Source organism: Rhodococcus sp. Leaf233 (assembly GCF_001426165.1).
GTDB classification, from domain to species: Bacteria; Actinomycetota; Actinomycetes; order Mycobacteriales; family Mycobacteriaceae; genus Rhodococcoides; species Rhodococcoides fascians.
This window is the reverse complement of record NZ_LMRO01000009.1, coordinates 503,129-519,993: the sequence shown is the minus strand read 5'-3', so window position 1 is coordinate 519,993 and position 16,865 is coordinate 503,129. Positions and strand designations below refer to the sequence as shown.

16 protein-coding genes, 4 tRNA genes and 2 pseudogenes are annotated in these 16,865 nt (G+C 64.2%); 12 read left to right on the top strand and 10 right to left on the bottom strand.

Translation table 11 applies throughout. The features are described from left to right. Positions 1-11 precede the first annotated feature (11 nt). Positions 12-1,007, top strand: coding sequence for an NADP-dependent oxidoreductase (locus tag ASH04_RS13135; RefSeq protein WP_032365871.1), 996 nt, complete (start codon positions 12-14; stop codon positions 1,005-1,007). A gap of 92 nt (positions 1,008-1,099) precedes the next feature. Further along, positions 1,100-2,014: a pseudouridine synthase gene (locus ASH04_RS13130; protein ID WP_032371323.1), complete on the top strand. Its 915-nt coding sequence runs from the start codon at positions 1,100-1,102 to the stop codon at positions 2,012-2,014. Here the strand turns inward: ASH04_RS13130 and ASH04_RS13125 are convergent. Continuing rightward, a complete protein-coding gene (locus ASH04_RS13125) occupies positions 1,944-3,068 on the bottom strand; it encodes a hypothetical protein (RefSeq protein WP_052068936.1) in 1,125 nt (374 codons plus the stop codon). The two genes, ASH04_RS13130 and ASH04_RS13125, sit on opposite strands and share 71 nt — an antisense overlap. A gap of 112 nt (positions 3,069-3,180) precedes the next feature. Between ASH04_RS13125 and ASH04_RS13120 the strand changes: the two genes are divergently transcribed. After that, a complete protein-coding gene (locus ASH04_RS13120) occupies positions 3,181-3,765 on the top strand; it encodes a helix-turn-helix domain-containing protein (RefSeq protein ID WP_057473685.1) in 585 nt (194 codons plus the stop codon). An 88-nt stretch (positions 3,766-3,853) separates the two neighbouring features. Continuing rightward, complete coding sequence (locus ASH04_RS13115) at positions 3,854-4,153, top strand: ANTAR domain-containing protein (RefSeq protein ID WP_045842143.1); 300 nt, start codon at positions 3,854-3,856, stop codon at positions 4,151-4,153. A 12-nt stretch (positions 4,154-4,165) separates the two neighbouring features. Here the strand turns inward: ASH04_RS13115 and ASH04_RS13110 are convergent, their stop codons facing one another. From ASH04_RS13110 to ASH04_RS13085, 6 genes are all read right to left on the bottom strand, one after another. Further along, positions 4,166-4,462 (bottom strand): hypothetical protein, encoded by a 297-nt coding sequence (locus ASH04_RS13110; RefSeq protein WP_032365867.1) that lies wholly within the window; start codon positions 4,460-4,462, stop codon positions 4,166-4,168. A 101-nt stretch (positions 4,463-4,563) separates the two neighbouring features. Beyond that, positions 4,564-5,136, bottom strand: coding sequence for a DUF6584 family protein (locus ASH04_RS13105; protein WP_032388877.1), 573 nt, complete (start codon positions 5,134-5,136; stop codon positions 4,564-4,566). Between the two features lie 118 nt (positions 5,137-5,254). Beyond that, positions 5,255-5,331 (bottom strand) — tRNA-Phe (locus ASH04_RS13100). A gap of 56 nt (positions 5,332-5,387) precedes the next feature. Further along, positions 5,388-5,461: transfer RNA gene (locus ASH04_RS13095), tRNA-Asp, on the bottom strand. Positions 5,462-5,584: 123 nt separating this feature from the next. After that, positions 5,585-5,657: transfer RNA gene (locus tag ASH04_RS13090), tRNA-Glu, on the bottom strand. Positions 5,658-5,736: 79 nt separating this feature from the next. Next, the gene (locus ASH04_RS13085; RefSeq protein WP_027495877.1) at positions 5,737-6,405 is read right to left on the bottom strand and encodes a TetR/AcrR family transcriptional regulator; all 669 of its coding nucleotides are present in this window, start codon (positions 6,403-6,405) and stop codon (positions 5,737-5,739) included. 621 nt (positions 6,406-7,026) lie between these two features. Here ASH04_RS13085 and ASH04_RS13075 point away from each other — a divergent pair. The 8 genes and pseudogenes from ASH04_RS13075 (at position 7,027) to phoU (ending at position 13,957) form a co-directional block, all read left to right on the top strand. Further along, a complete protein-coding gene (locus tag ASH04_RS13075; protein WP_235580001.1) occupies positions 7,027-8,250 on the top strand; it encodes a lipase family protein in 1,224 nt (407 codons plus the stop codon). A gap of 68 nt (positions 8,251-8,318) precedes the next feature. Then, positions 8,319-8,394: transfer RNA gene (locus ASH04_RS13070), tRNA-Lys, on the top strand. Positions 8,395-8,629: 235 nt separating this feature from the next. Then, positions 8,630-8,922: pseudogene (locus ASH04_RS26540) on the top strand (acyl-ACP desaturase); the annotation flags it as partial. Between the two features lies 1 nt (position 8,923). Beyond that, positions 8,924-9,649, top strand: a pseudogene (locus ASH04_RS27205) (acyl-ACP desaturase); the annotation flags it as partial. A 27-nt stretch (positions 9,650-9,676) separates the two neighbouring features. Continuing rightward, positions 9,677-9,886 carry a hypothetical protein gene (locus tag ASH04_RS26535; RefSeq protein ID WP_235580020.1) on the top strand — a complete coding sequence of 70 codons (210 nt, stop codon included), beginning with the start codon at positions 9,677-9,679 and terminating at the stop codon, positions 9,884-9,886. A 94-nt stretch (positions 9,887-9,980) separates the two neighbouring features. Beyond that, positions 9,981-11,120 carry a tRNA dihydrouridine synthase DusB gene (dusB, locus tag ASH04_RS13060; RefSeq protein ID WP_027495874.1) on the top strand — a complete coding sequence of 380 codons (1,140 nt, stop codon included), beginning with the start codon at positions 9,981-9,983 and terminating at the stop codon, positions 11,118-11,120. A 119-nt stretch (positions 11,121-11,239) separates the two neighbouring features. After that, a complete protein-coding gene (locus ASH04_RS13055) occupies positions 11,240-13,216 on the top strand; it encodes an LCP family protein (RefSeq protein ID WP_032390728.1) in 1,977 nt (658 codons plus the stop codon). 66 nt (positions 13,217-13,282) lie between these two features. Then, on the top strand, positions 13,283-13,957 hold the full coding sequence (gene phoU, locus ASH04_RS13050) for a phosphate signaling complex protein PhoU (protein ID WP_027495872.1): 675 nt from the start codon (positions 13,283-13,285) through the stop codon (positions 13,955-13,957). 127 nt (positions 13,958-14,084) lie between these two features. On the opposite strand, the gene pstB is transcribed toward phoU, so the two are convergent. From pstB to pstC, 3 genes are read right to left on the bottom strand one after another with little or no spacing between them, the layout of a single operon-like run. Next, positions 14,085-14,861, bottom strand: a complete 777-nt coding sequence (gene pstB / locus ASH04_RS13045; protein ID WP_027495871.1) for a phosphate ABC transporter ATP-binding protein PstB — start codon at positions 14,859-14,861, stop codon at positions 14,085-14,087. Positions 14,862-14,897: 36 nt separating this feature from the next. Beyond that, positions 14,898-15,806 carry a phosphate ABC transporter permease PstA gene (gene pstA, locus ASH04_RS13040; protein ID WP_027495870.1) on the bottom strand — a complete coding sequence of 303 codons (909 nt, stop codon included), beginning with the start codon at positions 15,804-15,806 and terminating at the stop codon, positions 14,898-14,900. 3 nt (positions 15,807-15,809) lie between these two features. Then, positions 15,810-16,847 carry a phosphate ABC transporter permease subunit PstC gene (gene pstC / locus ASH04_RS13035; protein WP_027495869.1) on the bottom strand — a complete coding sequence of 346 codons (1,038 nt, stop codon included), beginning with the start codon at positions 16,845-16,847 and terminating at the stop codon, positions 15,810-15,812. Positions 16,848-16,865: the final 18 nt, after the last annotated feature.

The following is a 16,865-nucleotide window of genomic DNA, read 5'->3' as shown; positions in this document are numbered from 1 at the left end:
GAGGAAACACCATGAAGGCACACGAAATTCACCTCGCGTCCCGCCCAGAAGGCTGGCCGACCGAAGACAACTTTCGCGCGGAGGTCGTCGACCTTCCCGAACTGCAGGACGGGCAGATCCTCGTTCGCAACATCGTGATGTCGGTCGATCCGTACATGCGTGGCCGGATGAACGACGTGAAGTCGTACGTCCCGCCGTTCCAGATCGATGCGCCGCTCGACGGTGGTGCCGTGGGCGAGGTCGTCGAATCCAAGGCCGACGGTTTCGCAGTCGGCGACGCTGTTGTGCACGGCAAGGGATGGCGCGATCTCGCCATCGTCCCGGCACAGGGAGCCAGCAAGGTCGACCTCGGCGCAGCCAAGGCATCGGCATACCTGAGCGCGCTCGGAATGACCGGCACCACAGCGTATGCGGGTCTGACGGCCGTGGCGTCGTTCCAGAAGGGCGACGTCGTGTTCGTCTCCGGTGCCGCCGGAGCCGTCGGCTCGCTTGTCGGACAGATCGCCAAGGCGCTCGGCGCATCTCGCGTCATCGGTAGCGCCGGATCCCCCGCCAAGGTCGCTCGCTTGCTCGAGCTCGGATTCGACGCTGCATTCGACTACCACGACGGCCCTGTCGCCGAACAGCTCCGACAGGCAGCTCCCGACGGCATCGACGTGTACTTCGACAACGTCGGCGGTGACCATCTCGAAGCTGCTATCGGGTCGATGAACAAGCACGGCCGAATTGCCATGTGCGGAGCCATCGCTCAGTACAACTCGACCGAACCGACCCCGGCCCCGCGCAACCTCGCCCTCGCCATCGGCAAGGAGCTGACGTTGAAGGGATTCATCGTCGGCTCGTACGCGCACCTCACCGAGGAATTCCGCGCGAAGATGACGGATTGGCTCGCCAGCGGCGCAATCGAATTCGACGAAACGATCGTCGAAGGCCTCGACAATGCCCCGGCCGCCTTCATCGGACTGATGAAGGGCGAGAACACCGGCAAGATGGTCGTCACCATCTAGGTCGGGCCGGCACGGCGCGTCACCGCAGTCCACACCCCGGTCGGGAATTCCGACCGGGGTGTTTCCATGCGTGCACCGATTACAGTCGTTGCATGCCTGCCGCCCCACTTCCGTTGCGCGACGGCCTCGACCCCACCAGGGTGCGGATGCCCGACGTCGCGACCGGCGCAACGGTGCTCGAATATCTGTGTGCCCGCTTCCCGCAGGATGCGGCCAGGCTGACCGAGAAGGTGTCCGGCGGGGAGGTCGTCGATGCAGCGGGCGTACCGATCGACCCGTCGACGATCGCCGGCCCGCGTGCGGACATCTACCTCTACCGTGACCCACCGGTGGAATCGGCCGTGCCGTTCTCCCTCGATGTGCTGCACCGCGACGAGAACCTGCTCGTGGTGGACAAGCCGCACTTCCTCGCCACGACGCCGCGAGGCGCGTACATCGCACGCTCGGCGTTGGTTCTGCTGCGACGACAATTCGATCTCCCCGAGTTGAGCCCTGCTCACCGACTGGATCGACTCACCGCGGGTGTTCTGGTGTTCACCGTGCAGCGGCAGGCGCGCCGGCCGTATCAGGAGATGTTCGCTCAGCGCACGGTCACCAAGCAGTACGAGGCAATTGCCCCACTGTCCCAGAATGTCGACTTCCCACTGACAGTGCACAGTCGAATCGTCAAGGAACGCGGCGTTCTTCAGGCACGGGAGGTACCGGGCGAGCCCAATGCCGAGACACGCATCGAACTGGTCGACACTCTCGGGTCGTACGGTCGATATCGGCTGCACCCGCGCACCGGGAAGACGCATCAACTTCGGGTTCATCTGTGCTCGTTGGGAATCCCGATCGTGGGCGACAACTTCTATCCGTCGTTCCGCGAGGTCGCCGCCGACGACTACTCCGATCCGCTCCGCCTACTGGCTCGCTCCATCGAGTTCGTCGATCCGCTCAGCGGCGTGGTTCGACGGTTCGAGAGCAATCGGAGTCTCGATCCTCCTGCAGCGCAACCGATTCCGTAGTACTGGCTATTTCGTCGGCTCGGACAGTGATGCGGTGCGAGATGACCGCGAGCGCGAACAGACCGACCGCTACATTCCCCAGCGCAGCGAACCCCTCCTGGGCGAAATCCACCAGCGCGTTGAGCAACGTGAACACCAGAGCGGACACGCGGAGAGTGCGCAACGGCCACAGGGGACCGTCCGTTCGCAACCGCAGCATCGCCGGCAGCGCCGTGGCGAAAGTGATGCAGGCACTGACGAACAGGATGCCGCTGGCGATGCCCATCCTGTCGACGTCGATCGTCAGGTCTCGGCGATCGATGAGCAGGTCACCCAGGACGAGCTCGACGATCCCGAACACGACTCCCGCCCCGGAGATCAGGACCAGTCCCCAGCCGACGACGGGAACCCAACGGGGACTGGTGAAGAACGCGGGAATCAGCCGTGGAACGAACTGGCGCATCGAGTAGGTACGCGATGTCGACCGGCGGCAGGTGCCGAGCAACAATCTGATTCCGGCTACGGTGTCCGGGTCGGCTCCGTCCGACTCCGCTCGCGCAACCATCCGCAGCGCCCAGTCGCGCCGATGCTCGGGAAGACCGTGCGCGACGCCATCCGCGGCGATCGCGGCCGCATTCGCCAGCGACTCGTCCCGCGAGGGTCTGCGGAACTCCCGCACGATCCTGCTGAACACCAACAGCAGCACCACCAGGACGTACATGATCTCCGACGACGGGCCGTAGAAGTAATCGTTGTCCTTGGTGACGAACTTGCCGACCTCGTCGAGAAACAACCCGAACCCGATTCCGCCGAGCACCACGGTGAGGACCCGAACGCCGAACCCGATGAACATCCACCCGATCAACAGAGCCAGCATCATCGCCGCCCCGCCGTACAGGGCGTGCGCGATGTGCAGCGACTTGCCACCGACCTGCGGGTAGTGCGTGAGCTCCAAATACGCCCTGGTGACCAGAATCGTGGCAATGGCCACCACCATGAAGGCCTCGGACGCGGAACTGCCGTAGGCATCGCGGACCACGCCGGTACGTTGCGGGTGCCCCGGACGAGCGATCATGAACCGAGCATGAGCTTCCCGCCGTCGCCTCCGGGCTGTTTTCGCCTCTGCATTCCCGCGCGCCGCATGGGGACGACTTGACAAATTCGTTTGCCGAAACTGCAATGGATCGATGACGGACGCAGAAACCACCCTCGACGAGCTCATCGCCGGCCTCGGCCCCCGCCTCAAGCGCATTCGGATGGAGAAGAACACCACCCTCGCCGCACTGTCCGAGACCACCGGCATCTCGATCAGCACGCTCTCGCGGCTCGAATCCGGTGACCGCAAACCCAGTCTCGAACTGCTGTGGCCGATCGCGCGAGCGCATCAGATGGCACTCGACGATCTGGTGACGACTCCCCCCGTCGCCGATCCCCGAGTACGCACCACATCCACGGTGCGCGAGAACGTCACCATCCTTCCGCTGACGCTCCGCCCGGGTGGCCTGCAGGCCTTCAAACTGCTGATTCGTCCCGACGACAAGGAGCCACGCCCGCGGGTGCACGAGGGGTACGAGTGGTTCTACGTTCTCGACGGCACCCTGAGACTTATTCTCGGCGAACACGATCTGACGATGAAGGCCGGTGAGGCCGCCGAATTCGACACCCGGGTACCGCACTGGTTCGGCGCTGTCGGCAACCGACCGGTCGAGCTGCTGAGCTTGTTCGGACCTCAGGGCGAGCGCATGCACGTCCGCGCGAAACCGACTGTATGAAAAGTCATGTCGGTGTGAGACAGTGAAGCCCGCTCGACGCAGAATCCACTCGGTCATCCGCACCGACAACACCATCTCGAGGAAAAAGATGACCGACAGACTGCCCGATTCACCCGCCTCTCGTACCGACGTCGACATCGCGACCGGAGTGCTCATCGGGATCCACGGCGGCTCGGTGGCCGACGCCATCGACGAGTTGTTCACCACGGCGAAGAATCACCGGGTAAGTCTGTTCGAGCTCTCCCGCACGCTGATCACTGTCGCCGAGGGGCGCGACGTGGAGCAGTCCACGACAACGGACGCGGTGTACTCGGTGTGGGGTTCGGCGCTGGGCCGGCGTGGAGCCGAGACCACGTTCGGCTTGGTCACCGGTTCCGCCGCAGTCTGATTCGGGCGGTCGCTATCCGCGGACTGCCGGGTCGGTCCGCAGTTCCGGGAATCGAGCCGTCATCGCGTCGATGTGCCGATACATCTCGTAGAGCTCGGTGCGGAGAGTGGATGCCTCGGACTCGAATTGCCTCGCGCGAGATTCGGCACGATCGGCGCGAGCCCGAAATGCTTTGGATTGCGCAATTTCGATGGCCGCCGAACACGTCCGAATGTGTTCGGCCAGTCCTCGCGCGAACACTCTCGCCTGGGCAAGATTGACGTCGTAATTGTCGTCGCGCGGTGACGGTGCGCCGTTCGCTGTGCCCATGAAATGAAGTCGCCCTCGGTCGTCGGCCTCGATATCCTCCGACGAACTCTACGCTCGGATTCGAGCGACCCGTTCGAGAACCGCCCCTCCGAGAATCGCCATCACCCGAAGACGAGTGCCAACACCACCGACGCAGAGGTGGCAACGATGGCAAGGACGATGGTCGCTGCGATCGCACGTTGCCTCACGGTGCGGTAACCAGACGTCTTCAACCCGTCGTCGGCATCGTCCTCGTTGGCGGTACGCGCGGCATAGAAGTCGTCGGAGTCGACTCCGTCCTCGTCGAAATACACGACATCGCGCGGTGGGATCCAGCTCTGCCCATTGGCTGCGATTGCGGCTCCCAGTCGCTCCAGGCGCATCTGAGCCCGCACCGGATACCAATCCGAGGGCGCGTGGATGGGGAGCGCTCGGGCGAGCATCAGCGGCGACCGGTACTGCTTCTGCAGTGCCGCGAACGCAGCCGACGCCGTCGGATCGTCGTCGGCCTTGTCGGTCAGAAACCACACGGCACCGGCCGCCGCACGATCACCGAGAAGGAGATACGTGTACGCGAGCAGTTCCAGAACCGCCGGCGACGACGGGTTGCGCGGCAAGGCGTCGAGGAGCCCGTCTCGTGCGGCGTTGGTGTCTCCACGTGCGAGATCGGCTTGCGCGCGAGCGATCACATCCACCTGTCGAGCCTAACGTTGCAATCGAGCGCCGTCACGGGACAGTGGGTACTCCGCAGACGACAAAGCCCCTCCCGACCGAAGTCGAAAGGGGCTTTGCAGTGCTTGTCGATCACAACCGTGGTGGCCAGGGCCGGGATCGAACCGGCGACCTTCCGCTTTTCAGGCGGACGCTCGTACCAACTGAGCTACCTGGCCGGGCGGCACCGGTGAAACAATGCCATCGCAATGCCGGTGCTTTCACACCGATTCTGCGACCCTGACGGGACTCGAACCCGCGACCTCCGCCGTGACAGGGCGGCGCGCTAACCAACTGCGCCACAGGGCCTTGCTGTTGTTGCCGCGCTATTTCTAGCGCACCAACTCTCCGAACTGCAAATCTGCTTCTCGCCGGAGCGAGATGAAGAATGCTGTACTGCACATCGGATTGTCAATCCGATGTTTTCCTGCGTACCCCCTACGGGATTCGAACCCGCGCTACCGCCTTGAAAGGGCGGCGTCCTAGGCCGCTAGACGAAGGGGGCCCGCCGAATTGCTTCGACGCTACCCTCAACGGCGTTCCGTTGGGAGCTGGGATAGCTTAGGACACTTTCGCTGTAAATCTCAAACCGGCAGGTCAGAGGCAGTTTTTGCCTCGTTTTCGCCGAACTGCTCCCACCCGTGGAGTTCGAACTCGGCCAACCAACTATCCGACGCCATGGCAAGGAGCACGATCTCGACGGACTCCTCGAACCGCTCGCGTAGATCTGCGTTGTCGGCCACCAGATCCGACATGTAACGCTGACCCGCCATCGACGCGGCGAGTACCCGCACGAACTTGGCCGCGTCGAACTGCGGCTTGAGGTCTCCCATCGCCAGCGCTCTCTCGGCCTGCGCGTACCCCTGAGCGCCCCACACCCGGCCACCACCGGAGTGCACCTCCGCGTAGAACTCGGGCTCGACGATCAGCCGGAATTCTGCACGCACGATCACATCGTTCTGAAAGTTCTGCGCGATGTCGTCGACGATTCCCTTGATGACGTAAAAGGGATGCGCGGTCGAATCCGCCCATTTCTCGGAGATTGCGACATAACGGTCGAGTCCGGCCGCGAGCACCGCTCGGGCCAGGTCTTCCTTGGACTGGAAATGGAAGTACATCGCCCCCTTGGTGGCGTTCGATCCTTCCAAGATGGTGTTGACGGACGCAGCCGCATATCCGCGCTTGGCGAATTCCGCCGCCGCTGCCTCGACGATTGCCGCCCGGGTCCGCCGTGCGCGCTCCTGTTGTGCCATTTACTCCGTGCCTCCGAGCCCAAGCGCCCTGCATATCCACAGGTAGTACAAGTAGAGAGTACTTCACCCGAACGACACGCGACTCGACTCACCTGCGGTCCGCTACGACGCGTGCAGCCGACAGAAAATTCGGTTGGGTAACTGAAACAAGCCGAATGGTATTGTTCACCCGGCTCGAGTGCGCTGCAGGGGGTGCGCACTCGAGCCGCTCACGTACGTCCGCTCGGGCCAGGTCGGCACCGCCGTTCGAGCCACAACGCCGATACCGAGCATGCGTACGAACTCCGCCGAATGGCCGCCGGTCTCCCAGAGCCGGAAAGCAGTTGAATATCGAATTACATTCTGCACGAGCATCTCTCGAGGCACCTTCGTTTGCACCGCTCCTTAGCGCATGAAAACTGTTGCTGATCAATCGAATACGGCAAATCGCTCCGTGAGGTCACCAAAAGCACTGTCTCATAATCGATATCAGCGGCGAAACGGTAACGGTTTCGACACATTCTCGGAATAGCCGAAGGCGTACACCACCTCGGGCATAGCGTGATGCGCATCACACATGTTGCTTCGGCCGATCGGGGACGGGTGCACGCCATGAATCTATCGATCCGCGTATGTCGTTCGATGACAGTACTACTCGTGTCGTCGGCCTTGACGTTGTCGACGGCGCACACCGTCGCCGCCGACCCACTGACGAACTTCCTCGATCCCGTCGCCGATCCCGCCCTCTACCTGCCGACCCCACTCGGCGAGCCGTTCTTCGACCCGCCGGCAGGATTCGAGGAGCTCCCGCCCGGATCGGTTCTCGGCACCCGACGCGTGAGCGTGGGGCCGCTGTTCACCCCGGTCACATCGACCCAGATCCTCTACCGCACAAGCGATTCCAAAGACCGACCCGTCGCAGCGGCAACGACCGTCATCGTGCCCGACGCGCCCTGGGCCGGTCCCGGCACGCGTCCCGTCGTCGCGTACAACATGGCCATCAACTCACTGGGTAACACCTGTGCACCGTCGTGGACCCTGCCCCGAGGTATTGCCCGCGAGATTCCAGCGGTGCAGGCGTTCCTCGCCAAGAACTATGCAGTGGTCGTCACCGATCACGAGGGTCCGCGGCAGGCGTACGCCGCCGGGCGCATGGCCGGCCATGCGGTGCTCGACGCGTTGCGCGCGATGGTGCGCCTCCCCGAACTCGGGTTGCCCGCGTCCTCCCCGATTGCCGTCACAGGCTATTCGGGCGGGGCGATCGCCACCGGATGGGCCGCTCAACTCGCCCCGTCGTACGCGCCGGAGGTCAATCTGGTGGGCGCGGCCTTCGGCGGTCCACCGACCGACTACCGGATTCTGCTGACGTCGATGAACGGCAACGTCGCGTCGACGCTGTTCCTGTCCGCAGCGCTCGGAGTTGCCCGCGAGTATCCCGAGATGTTCTCCCTGATGAACGCCAACGGACTGCGTCTGGCGACCGTGGCCAAAGATCTCTGCATCACACTGCTCGCTCCCGGCGGACTGGTGGCACCGATACCGGCCCAGGCCCTCTCGGACGTGCCGAACGTCGACCGGACCGAGATCGCCGAACGCATCATCGCCGCGACCCGCATGGGCGGTGATCTCGCCCCCACCGTGCCCACGATGATCTACCAGGGCCGTCAGGAATTCTGGATTCCCCGGGAAGGTGCGGAAACGCTGTACGACGAGTGGTGCGCACACGGTGCCGACGTACGCCTCGAGGAGTACTTCGGTGAACACCTCGTCGTCGCGATCAGTGGCATTCCCGGTGCGTACTCCTGGATCGACGACCGCCTGGCCGGTATCCCCGCGCCGCAAGGCTGCAGCAGTTTCGGGCGCTGACCCCCGAAACGCGGTGCCGGGGGTGCATGACCGACACGGCTGCACTGCCCATTACACTTTCGATCCGCGCCCCTATAGCTCAGTTGGTAGAGCTACGGACTTTTAATCCGCAGGTCGTAGGTTCGAGTCCTACTGGGGGCACCACACACCCTTCCGCCGAACTGCATTCGGCGGCACCCGGTCCGTACACTCGGGGTAACGATCGGCCCGTCCGCAGCGACGTGCAGGGAGAACTGCAGCAGTCGCGAAGATCCCCACATCGGCCGATGTCGGTCGTCACGACTGCTCGAACAGCAAGTGAACAGCCGCGACACGGTTCACACCGAACCTACGGTGCCGTAAGCTGGACCGGTCGTACGCAATCTATGGAGGCGATCTAATGGCGAGGGATCTGACACAGCTCGAGCTTCTGCAAGAGCTGGTGCCCACTGCCGAGGACAATGTGAACCGTCACATTTCGATGGCGCGCGAATGGCATCCCCACGACTACGTGCCGTGGGACAAAGGCCGTAACTTCGCCGCGCTCGGCGGCAAGGACTACGACCCGGAGCAGTCCAAGCTCTCCGACGTCGCGCAGGCCGCGATGATCACCAACCTGCTCACCGAGGACAATCTGCCGTCCTACCACCGTGAGATCGCCGAGAACTTCTCCCAGGACGGTGCCTGGGGAACNGCAGGCCGCGATGATCACCAACCTGCTCACCGAGGACAATCTGCCGTCCTACCACCGTGAGATCGCCGAGAACTTCTCCCAGGACGGTGCCTGGGGAACCTGGGTCGGCCGCTGGACCGCCGAGGAGAACCGCCACGGCATCGTCATGCGCGACTACCTCGTCGTCACCCGCGGCGTCGATCCCGTCGCCCTCGAAGAAGCCCGCATGATCCACATGACCAACGGCTTCGCCTCGCCCGCAGGTTCGCAGACCGGATTGCTCCACTCGGTGGCGTACGTGACATTCCAGGAACTCGCGACCCGCGTCTCGCACCGCAACACCGGCAAGGTCTGTGACGACCCGATCGCCGACCGCATGCTCCAGCGCATCGCCGCCGACGAGAACCTGCACATGATCTTCTACCGCAACATCACCGGACACCGGCAAGGTCTGTGACGACCCGATCGCCGACCGCATGCTCCAGCGCATCGCCGCCGACGAGAACCTGCACATGATCTTCTACCGCAACATCACCGGCGCAGCGATGGACATCGCACCCGACCAGACCCTCGACGCGGTCTCCGACATCGTGACGAACTTCGTTATGCCCGGTGCCGGCATGCCGAACTTCCGCCGCAACGGTGTGTTGATGGCCAAGCACGGCATCTACGACCTGCGTCAGCACCTCGAAGACGTCGTCTGGCCCGTGCTGCGCAAGTGGCAAGTGTTCGAGCGCAACGACTTCANTGATGGCCAAGCACGGCATCTACGACCTGCGTCAGCACCTCGAAGACGTCGTCTGGCCCGTGCTGCGCAAGTGGCAAGTGTTCGAGCGCAACGACTTCACCGCCCGCGGTGAGAACAAGCGCGAGGAACTCGCCGCGTTCCTCGAAGACCTCGAACGTCAGGCCACCAAGTTCGAGGAGATGCGAGATCGCTCGCTGGCCCGCGAACGCGCCAAGGCCGAAGCACGCGCGTCCTGAGTTTCGATCGACTGGTGTGCCCGGTACCGACTTCGGTGCCGGGCACCGCCTTTTCTCCCGAAAGTTCTCCCTTCGTTCCAAAGGCTTGTTTTCCATGACATTGCAGATCGGCTCCCTGGAGTTGCGCAGCCCCGTCGTCCTCGCACCGATGGCAGGCGTCACCAATGTGGCGTTCCGCACGTTGTGCCGCGAACAGGAACTCGAGCGCGCGGGCAGCACGTCCGGTCTGTACGTCTGCGAGATGGTCACCGCACGTGCTCTCGTCGAACGGCAACCCGCCACGATGCACATGACGACGTTCGGGCCCACCGAAACTCCCCGGTCCTTGCAGCTCTACACGGTCGATCCCGACACCACGTACGCCGCGGCGAAAATGATCGTCGACGACAATTTGGCCGATCACATCGACATGAACTTCGGCTGCCCGGTCCCGAAAGTCACCCGCAAGGGCGGCGGAGCCGCATTGCCGTACAAGCGAAACCTGTTCGGCCGCATCGTCGCTGCGGCGGTCAAGGCCACCGAGGGCACCGACATCCCCGTCACGGTCAAGTTCCGTGTCGGAATCGACGAGAACCATCACACCCATCTCGATGCCGGCCGGATCGCCGCCGACGAGGGTGCAGCGGCCGTGGCGTTGCACGCCCGCACCGCCTCCCAGCGTTACTCCGGCACCGCCGACTGGAACGAGATCGCTCGACTCAAGGAGCACGTCACCGGGATTCCCGTCCTGGGCAACGGCGATATCTTCTCGGCGTCCGACGCCGTCCGCATGATGGCGGAAACCGGATGCGACGGCGTCGTCGTCGGGCGTGGCTGTCTCGGTCGTCCGTGGCTGTTCGCCGAGCTCAGTGCCCGCCTGAACGGGCGGCCAGAGCCGACGCCGCCGACCCTGGGTGAGGTGGCCACGATCATCGCGCGCCATGCCGAGTTGCTCGCGCAGCACCACGGTGAGGGCAAAGGCCTGCGAGAGTTGCGTAAGCACGTGTCCTGGTACCTGCGCGGCTTTCCCGCCGGCTCGGATCTTCGGGTGTCGATGGCATTGGTGTCGACCCTCGCCGAACTGGACGACCTTCTGGCGCAACTGGATCCGACCGTTCCGTTTCCCAAGGACGCCGAGGGTCCCCGCGGCCGGCAGGGCTCACCCGGTGCCGTGTCGCTGCCCGACGGATGGCTCGACGATCCGGAGGACCTGTGTGTCCCCGCCGGTGCAGATCTGATGCATTCCGGCGGCTGATCGACCCGTTCACCAGGGCCCGTCTCGCACGAAGTGGACCGCGCCGCTCGAGTCAGTACTATGGCTTGGATTGCCGAGTAGACGGCACATGCGTGTGATGGAAGGCCAGGTTCGAATTCGTGGGAGACGATCGAGAGTCGGGCCCGTCTGTGCCCGAGGGTCGCGCCCCATGGGAGCGCCCACTGTCCTCAATCGGACGAACCGGCGCAGGCGGACGTTCCGGACAACGTCCCCCTCGGTCCGACGACCCCGCCACACCCGACCCCGCTGCTTCGGAACCCGACTCGACAGAATCCGATTCTCCGCCGAAGCCGGGTGACAGCGGCCGACTCGGTAAACGCTCCCCACGCAATGCGGACACGGTGTCGGTCGCCGAGCTGGTCGACAAGATGTCTCGGTCGGGAGCGACCCGACGTGATCCCCCCGAACGGCCGGACGTCGAAGAGCCCACCGAGGTCATCTCACCGATCACCGACTCCACTCCCCCGCCGGCTCGGGCGAACCGTCCGATGCCCACCCCGCCACCGCACGCTGCCCCCGAACCCGTCGGCGCACCCGCCGCCGACCGGCCGGCGCTGACGCGTCTGGCGATGAGCCGGGTACGGCGACGACGACGAATACGGATGATCGGCCGAAGCCTGGTCTCGATCGTCGCCATCCTCGCCGTGGCTCTCACGGGAGTGGTGTGGGGCTATCTACGCAACACCGATCAGGGATTCCTCCAAGTCGCCGCGCTCGACCCCGATTCGACCGACGTCGTCGACGCCGCAGGCCAGTACGGAGACGAGACCTATCTGATAGTCGGCACCGATACGCGCGCCGGTGCCAGCGGGCAGGTGGGCGCAGGAACCGTCGCCGATGCCGAGGGGTCGCGCTCGGACACCGTCATGCTCGTCAACATTCCGGCCGACCGCAGCCGCGTCGTCGCCGTGTCGTTCCCACGCGACCTGGACGTGACCCGACCCGAGTGCGAGCAGTTCGACAACGTCACCAATACCTACACCGGTGAGATGTTCCCGGAGGCGTACGGCGACAAGCTGAACGCCACCTACGCCCTCGGCGGCCCGAAATGCCTGGTCAAGACCATTCAGAAGATCTCAGGACTGCGGATCGGACACTTCGTCGGCATGGACTTCGCCGGGTTCGAGTCCATGGTCGACGAGGTCGGCGGTGTCGAGGTGTGTACTGCGCAGCCTCTCGTCGACTACGAACTCGGAGACGTACTCCCCAACGCCGGTACCCAACGCATCGACGGCCGCACCGCACTGAACTACGTCCGGGCACGCAACATCGAATCGGAGGGCAACGGCGACTACGGCCGCATCAAGCGCCAGCAGCGCTTCCTGTCGTCACTGTTGCGATCGGCGTTGTCGAACAAGGTTCTTCTCGACCCGGGCAAGCTGAACGGATTCGTCAACGCGTTCACCTCCGACACCTTCGTCGAGAACGTCAAGACCCAGGACCTGGTGACGCTCGGCCGTTCGTTGCAGAACGTCGACGCCGGCGCGGTGACCTTCCTCACCATTCCCACCACCGGGACGAACGACTACGGCAACGAGATCCCCAACGAGGACGCGATCGGTGCCATCTTCCAGGCGATCATCGACGACCTGCCCCTGCCCGGCGAAGAACGGGCGGAACCGGTGACACCGGAGCCGACCCCGCCGCCCGCCGCCCCCGACGCCCCGCTGCTGGCCGTCGATCCTGGCACCGTGTCGCTACAGGTGTCCAACGCATCGGACATCGCGGGAATGGCGCAGACCGCATCCGATCAGCTGGCGACGTACGGGTTCCAGATCCTCACGGTCGGCAACTTCTCCGGCTCCGCCGCTCAGACCGTCGTTCGGTACTCCCAGGATCAGGAAGCCGCTGCGGCGACGGTGGCGTCGGCGATACCCGGCGCTGCGATCGAGCTGGCTCCGAGCCTGAACAACGTCGTGGAGGTGGTCCTCGGTTCCAACTACCCGGGCTACACCCAGTACCCGGCCGACGTCGGTGCGCAGATCGACCCCACCCAGGTGGAGGGAACGACCGAAAGTGCACAGTTGCCCGAGGATCTGTCGTTCACCAACGCGGCCGACGACACGTGCGCCTGACTCCATTCATTCCCCGTTAACCCTCGGGACAGAGAACTGGTCGGTGTGACCTACTAAACTGCGCACATGCGCGTCGCCTACAACGAACAGATGAACGAGCTCGCCGATCTCCTCGGAGAAATGGCGAGCCTGGCTGGTGCGGCCATGGAAAAGGCCACGCAGTCTCTCCTCCAAGCAGACCTGGTTCTCGCCGAGCAGGTCATTTCCGAGCACGACAAGATCACCGAGCTCAGCGCGATCTGCGAGGAGAAGGCATTCACACTTCTTGCGCTGCAGGCTCCGGTCGCAGGCGATCTCCGTTCGGTGGTGGCCGGCATCCAGATCGTCGCCGACATCGACCGGATGGGCGCACTCGCACTCCACGTCGCCAAGATCACCCGTCGCAGGCACCCGAACCACGCCCTCCCCGAGGTCGTCAACGGCTACTTCGCCGAGATGGGACGCCTCGCCGTGCAGATCGGTGCGTCGGCCCGCGAGGTGCTCGAGACCCGCGATCCCGAGCGCGCTGCGAAGCTGCAGGAAGAGGACGAGGCGATGGACGACCTGCACCGTCACCTCTTCACGGTGCTGATGGACCGTGAGTGGAGCCACGGCGTCGCCGCCGCAGTGGACGTGACCCTGCTGGGCCGCTTCTACGAACGCTTCGCCGATCACGCCGTCGAGGTGGGCCGCCGAGTCATCTTCCTCGTCACCGGCCAGCTTCCCGCCGACCTCCACCAGCAGAACATTCCCAGCTCGTAGCACCCACTTCGCCCGAGGTCGAGTAGCGCTGCGCGACAACGCTACTCGATCTCGGCCCCAGGGCAGGCGCACAAAAAGAACCCCCGTCGAGCTTTCGCTCGGCGGGGGTTCTCTGCGCGGTGTGCGGTTATCCGAAGCGGCCGGAGATGTAGTCCTCTGTGGCCTTCTGCGTCGGATTGGAGAAGATCTTCTCGGTGTCGTCGATCTCGATCAGCTTGCCGGGCTTGCCCGTTGCCTCGAGGTTGAAGAAGCCGGTCTGATCGCTCACGCGCGCGGCCTGCTGCATGTTGTGCGTGACGATCACGATCGTGAAGTCCTGCTTGAGTTCCTGAATCAGGTCCTCGATCGCCAGTGTCGAGATGGGGTCCAGGGCCGAGCACGGCTCGTCCATCAGCAACACGTCGGGAGAGACGGCAATGGCGCGGGCGATGCACAGACGCTGCTGCTGACCACCGGAGAGTCCGCCACCGGGCTTGTCGAGGCGATCCTTGACCTCGGTCCACAGGTTGGCACCCTTGAGCGAGCGCTCGGCGATCTCGTCGAGTTCCTTCTTGCCGCGGCCACCCTGCAGCTTCAAACCGGCGACGACGTTGTCCTTGATGGACATGGTCGGGAACGGGTTGGGTCGCTGGAAGACCATGCCGATGGTGCGTCGTACACCGACGGGGTCGACGCCACTGCCGTAGATGTCCTCGCCGTCGAGCAGCACCGAACCTTCGACGCGAGCGCCGGGCGTGACCTCGTGCATACGGTTGAGCGAACGCAGGACGGTCGACTTACCGCAGCCGGACGGTCCGATGAACGCGGTGACGCTGCGCGGCGGGACTGCCAGAGTGACGTCGGAGACGGCATGGAACTTGCCGTAGTAGATGTTGACGTCCTTGAGATCGAGACGCTTTGCCATGTTCTGATTCCTTAGGATTCTCTGGAGTCGGGTGGGTCAGAAGTTCTTGGGCGAGAAGAACTTCGAGACCAACTTCGCGCCGATGTTGAGTATTGCGACGATCAGGATCAGCGTCAGGGCTGCTCCCCACATGCGCTCCGCGGTGAGCACGCCGGTTCCTGCTTTCTGCAGGTCGACCATCATGAGCGGCAGTGACGTCTGCGGCCCCTCGAAAATGTTGAAGTTGATGGCGGTGGCCGAGCCGACCAGGATCAGCACCGGAGCCGTCTCACCCATGACTCGGGCCAGCGCCAGCATGATGCCGGTGACGATGCCGGAAAGCGCGGTGGGGATGACGATCTTGGCGATGGTCTTCCACTTCGGCACGCCCAGTGCGTAGGACGCCTCGCGCAGGTCCTGCGGAACGATGCGCAGCATCTCCTCGGCCGACCGCACGATGACCGGAATCATCAGCAGCACGAGGGCGAAGGCAACGGCGACACCGGAGCGCTGGAACCCGAAGGTGGCGATCCACAGCGCGTAGATGAACAGAGCCGCGACGATGGACGGAACACCGGTGAGGATGTCGACCATGAACGTCGTGACCTTGGCCAGTTTGGTCCCTGCGCCGTACTCGACGAGGTAGATGGCCACGAAGATGCCGATCGGGATGGAGATGACGGCACAGAACAGTCCTTGCAGGAGGGTTCCCACGATCGCGTGGTACGCACCACCGCCGGCGATGAACTGGGTGATTCCGGCCTGCGAGTTCTGCCACCAGGCCGGTGCGACCACAGCGGACAGTCCACGTGAGATCACCGTGTAGAGCACCCAGATCAGGGGTACGAGGGCGACGAGCACCGACAGGCTGACGAGAATCGTCGCCGCGAGGTTCGACGCCTTGCGCCGGGCGCTGACGCCCTGGAACGTGGGCTCCTTGACGGGCTTGTCCATGGTTGCGGTCATGGGTCAGTCCTTCTTTCCGGCGATGGCGGCGCGGGCACCGGCGTTGACGACGAAGGTCAGGACGAACAGCACCAGACCGGCGGCGATGTAGGCACCGGCCTGCAGCGGGTTGTTGAACTCGCCTGCTGCCAGCGCGATCTTGGTCGCGAATGTGGAACCGCCGTCGAACAACGTTCCGCCGAAGGTCGCCTGGGTGCTGCGAATGATGATGTAGAGCGCGATGGTCTCACCGAGTGCGCGCCCGAGACCGAGCATCGAACCGCTGACGAAGCCGGACTTGCCGAACGGAATGACCGTGGTGCGAACAACTTCCCAGCGAGTGGCTCCGAGCGCGAGGGCCGCCTCGACCTGGCCCTTGGGCGTCTGAACGAACACCTCTCGGGTCACGGCGGCAATGATCGGCAGGATCATCACGGCGAGCACGATGCCGCCGGTGAAGATGGTGCCGCCGCCTGCGATCGATACCGAGCCAGTGCTGAACAGCGGGAACCAGCTCAGCGACGAGTTCAGCCATTCGGCGAACGGGCTGATCGCCGGGGCCAGGACGTACAGGCCCCAGAGGCCGAAGACGATCGACGGGACGGCGGCGAGGAGGTCGATGACGTAGCCGAGCGGTCCGGCAACACGCTTGGGTGCGTAGTTCGTCAGGTAGATCGCGATACCGAGCGCGACGGGCATCGCCAGGATCAGAGCGAACAACGACACGGTGACGGTGACCAGAAACAGGTCGAGTACACCGAACACCATTGCCGAGGTGTTCGAGGTGTCCCACGCGCCGTTGTAGGTCAGGAAGTTGACCGTGTTGTTGGACAGTGAGGGAATCGCTCGCCAGAGCAGGAAGATGCCGACCGCAGCGATCAGGGCGATGATGAAGATGCCCGAGCCCTTGGCCAGGCCGGAGAAGATCCTGTCACCGGGACGGGTGACCGTCCCCGATGTTTTCGAGTCTGACAATTGTGGTTCTTCCGGTTCGTGGGCGGCACCTGTGGTAGGCACGGTAGCCGCTGAGGGGATGCCGGTGATCGAGTGGGTGTCGCTCATACCGCTCACTGTCTCGTG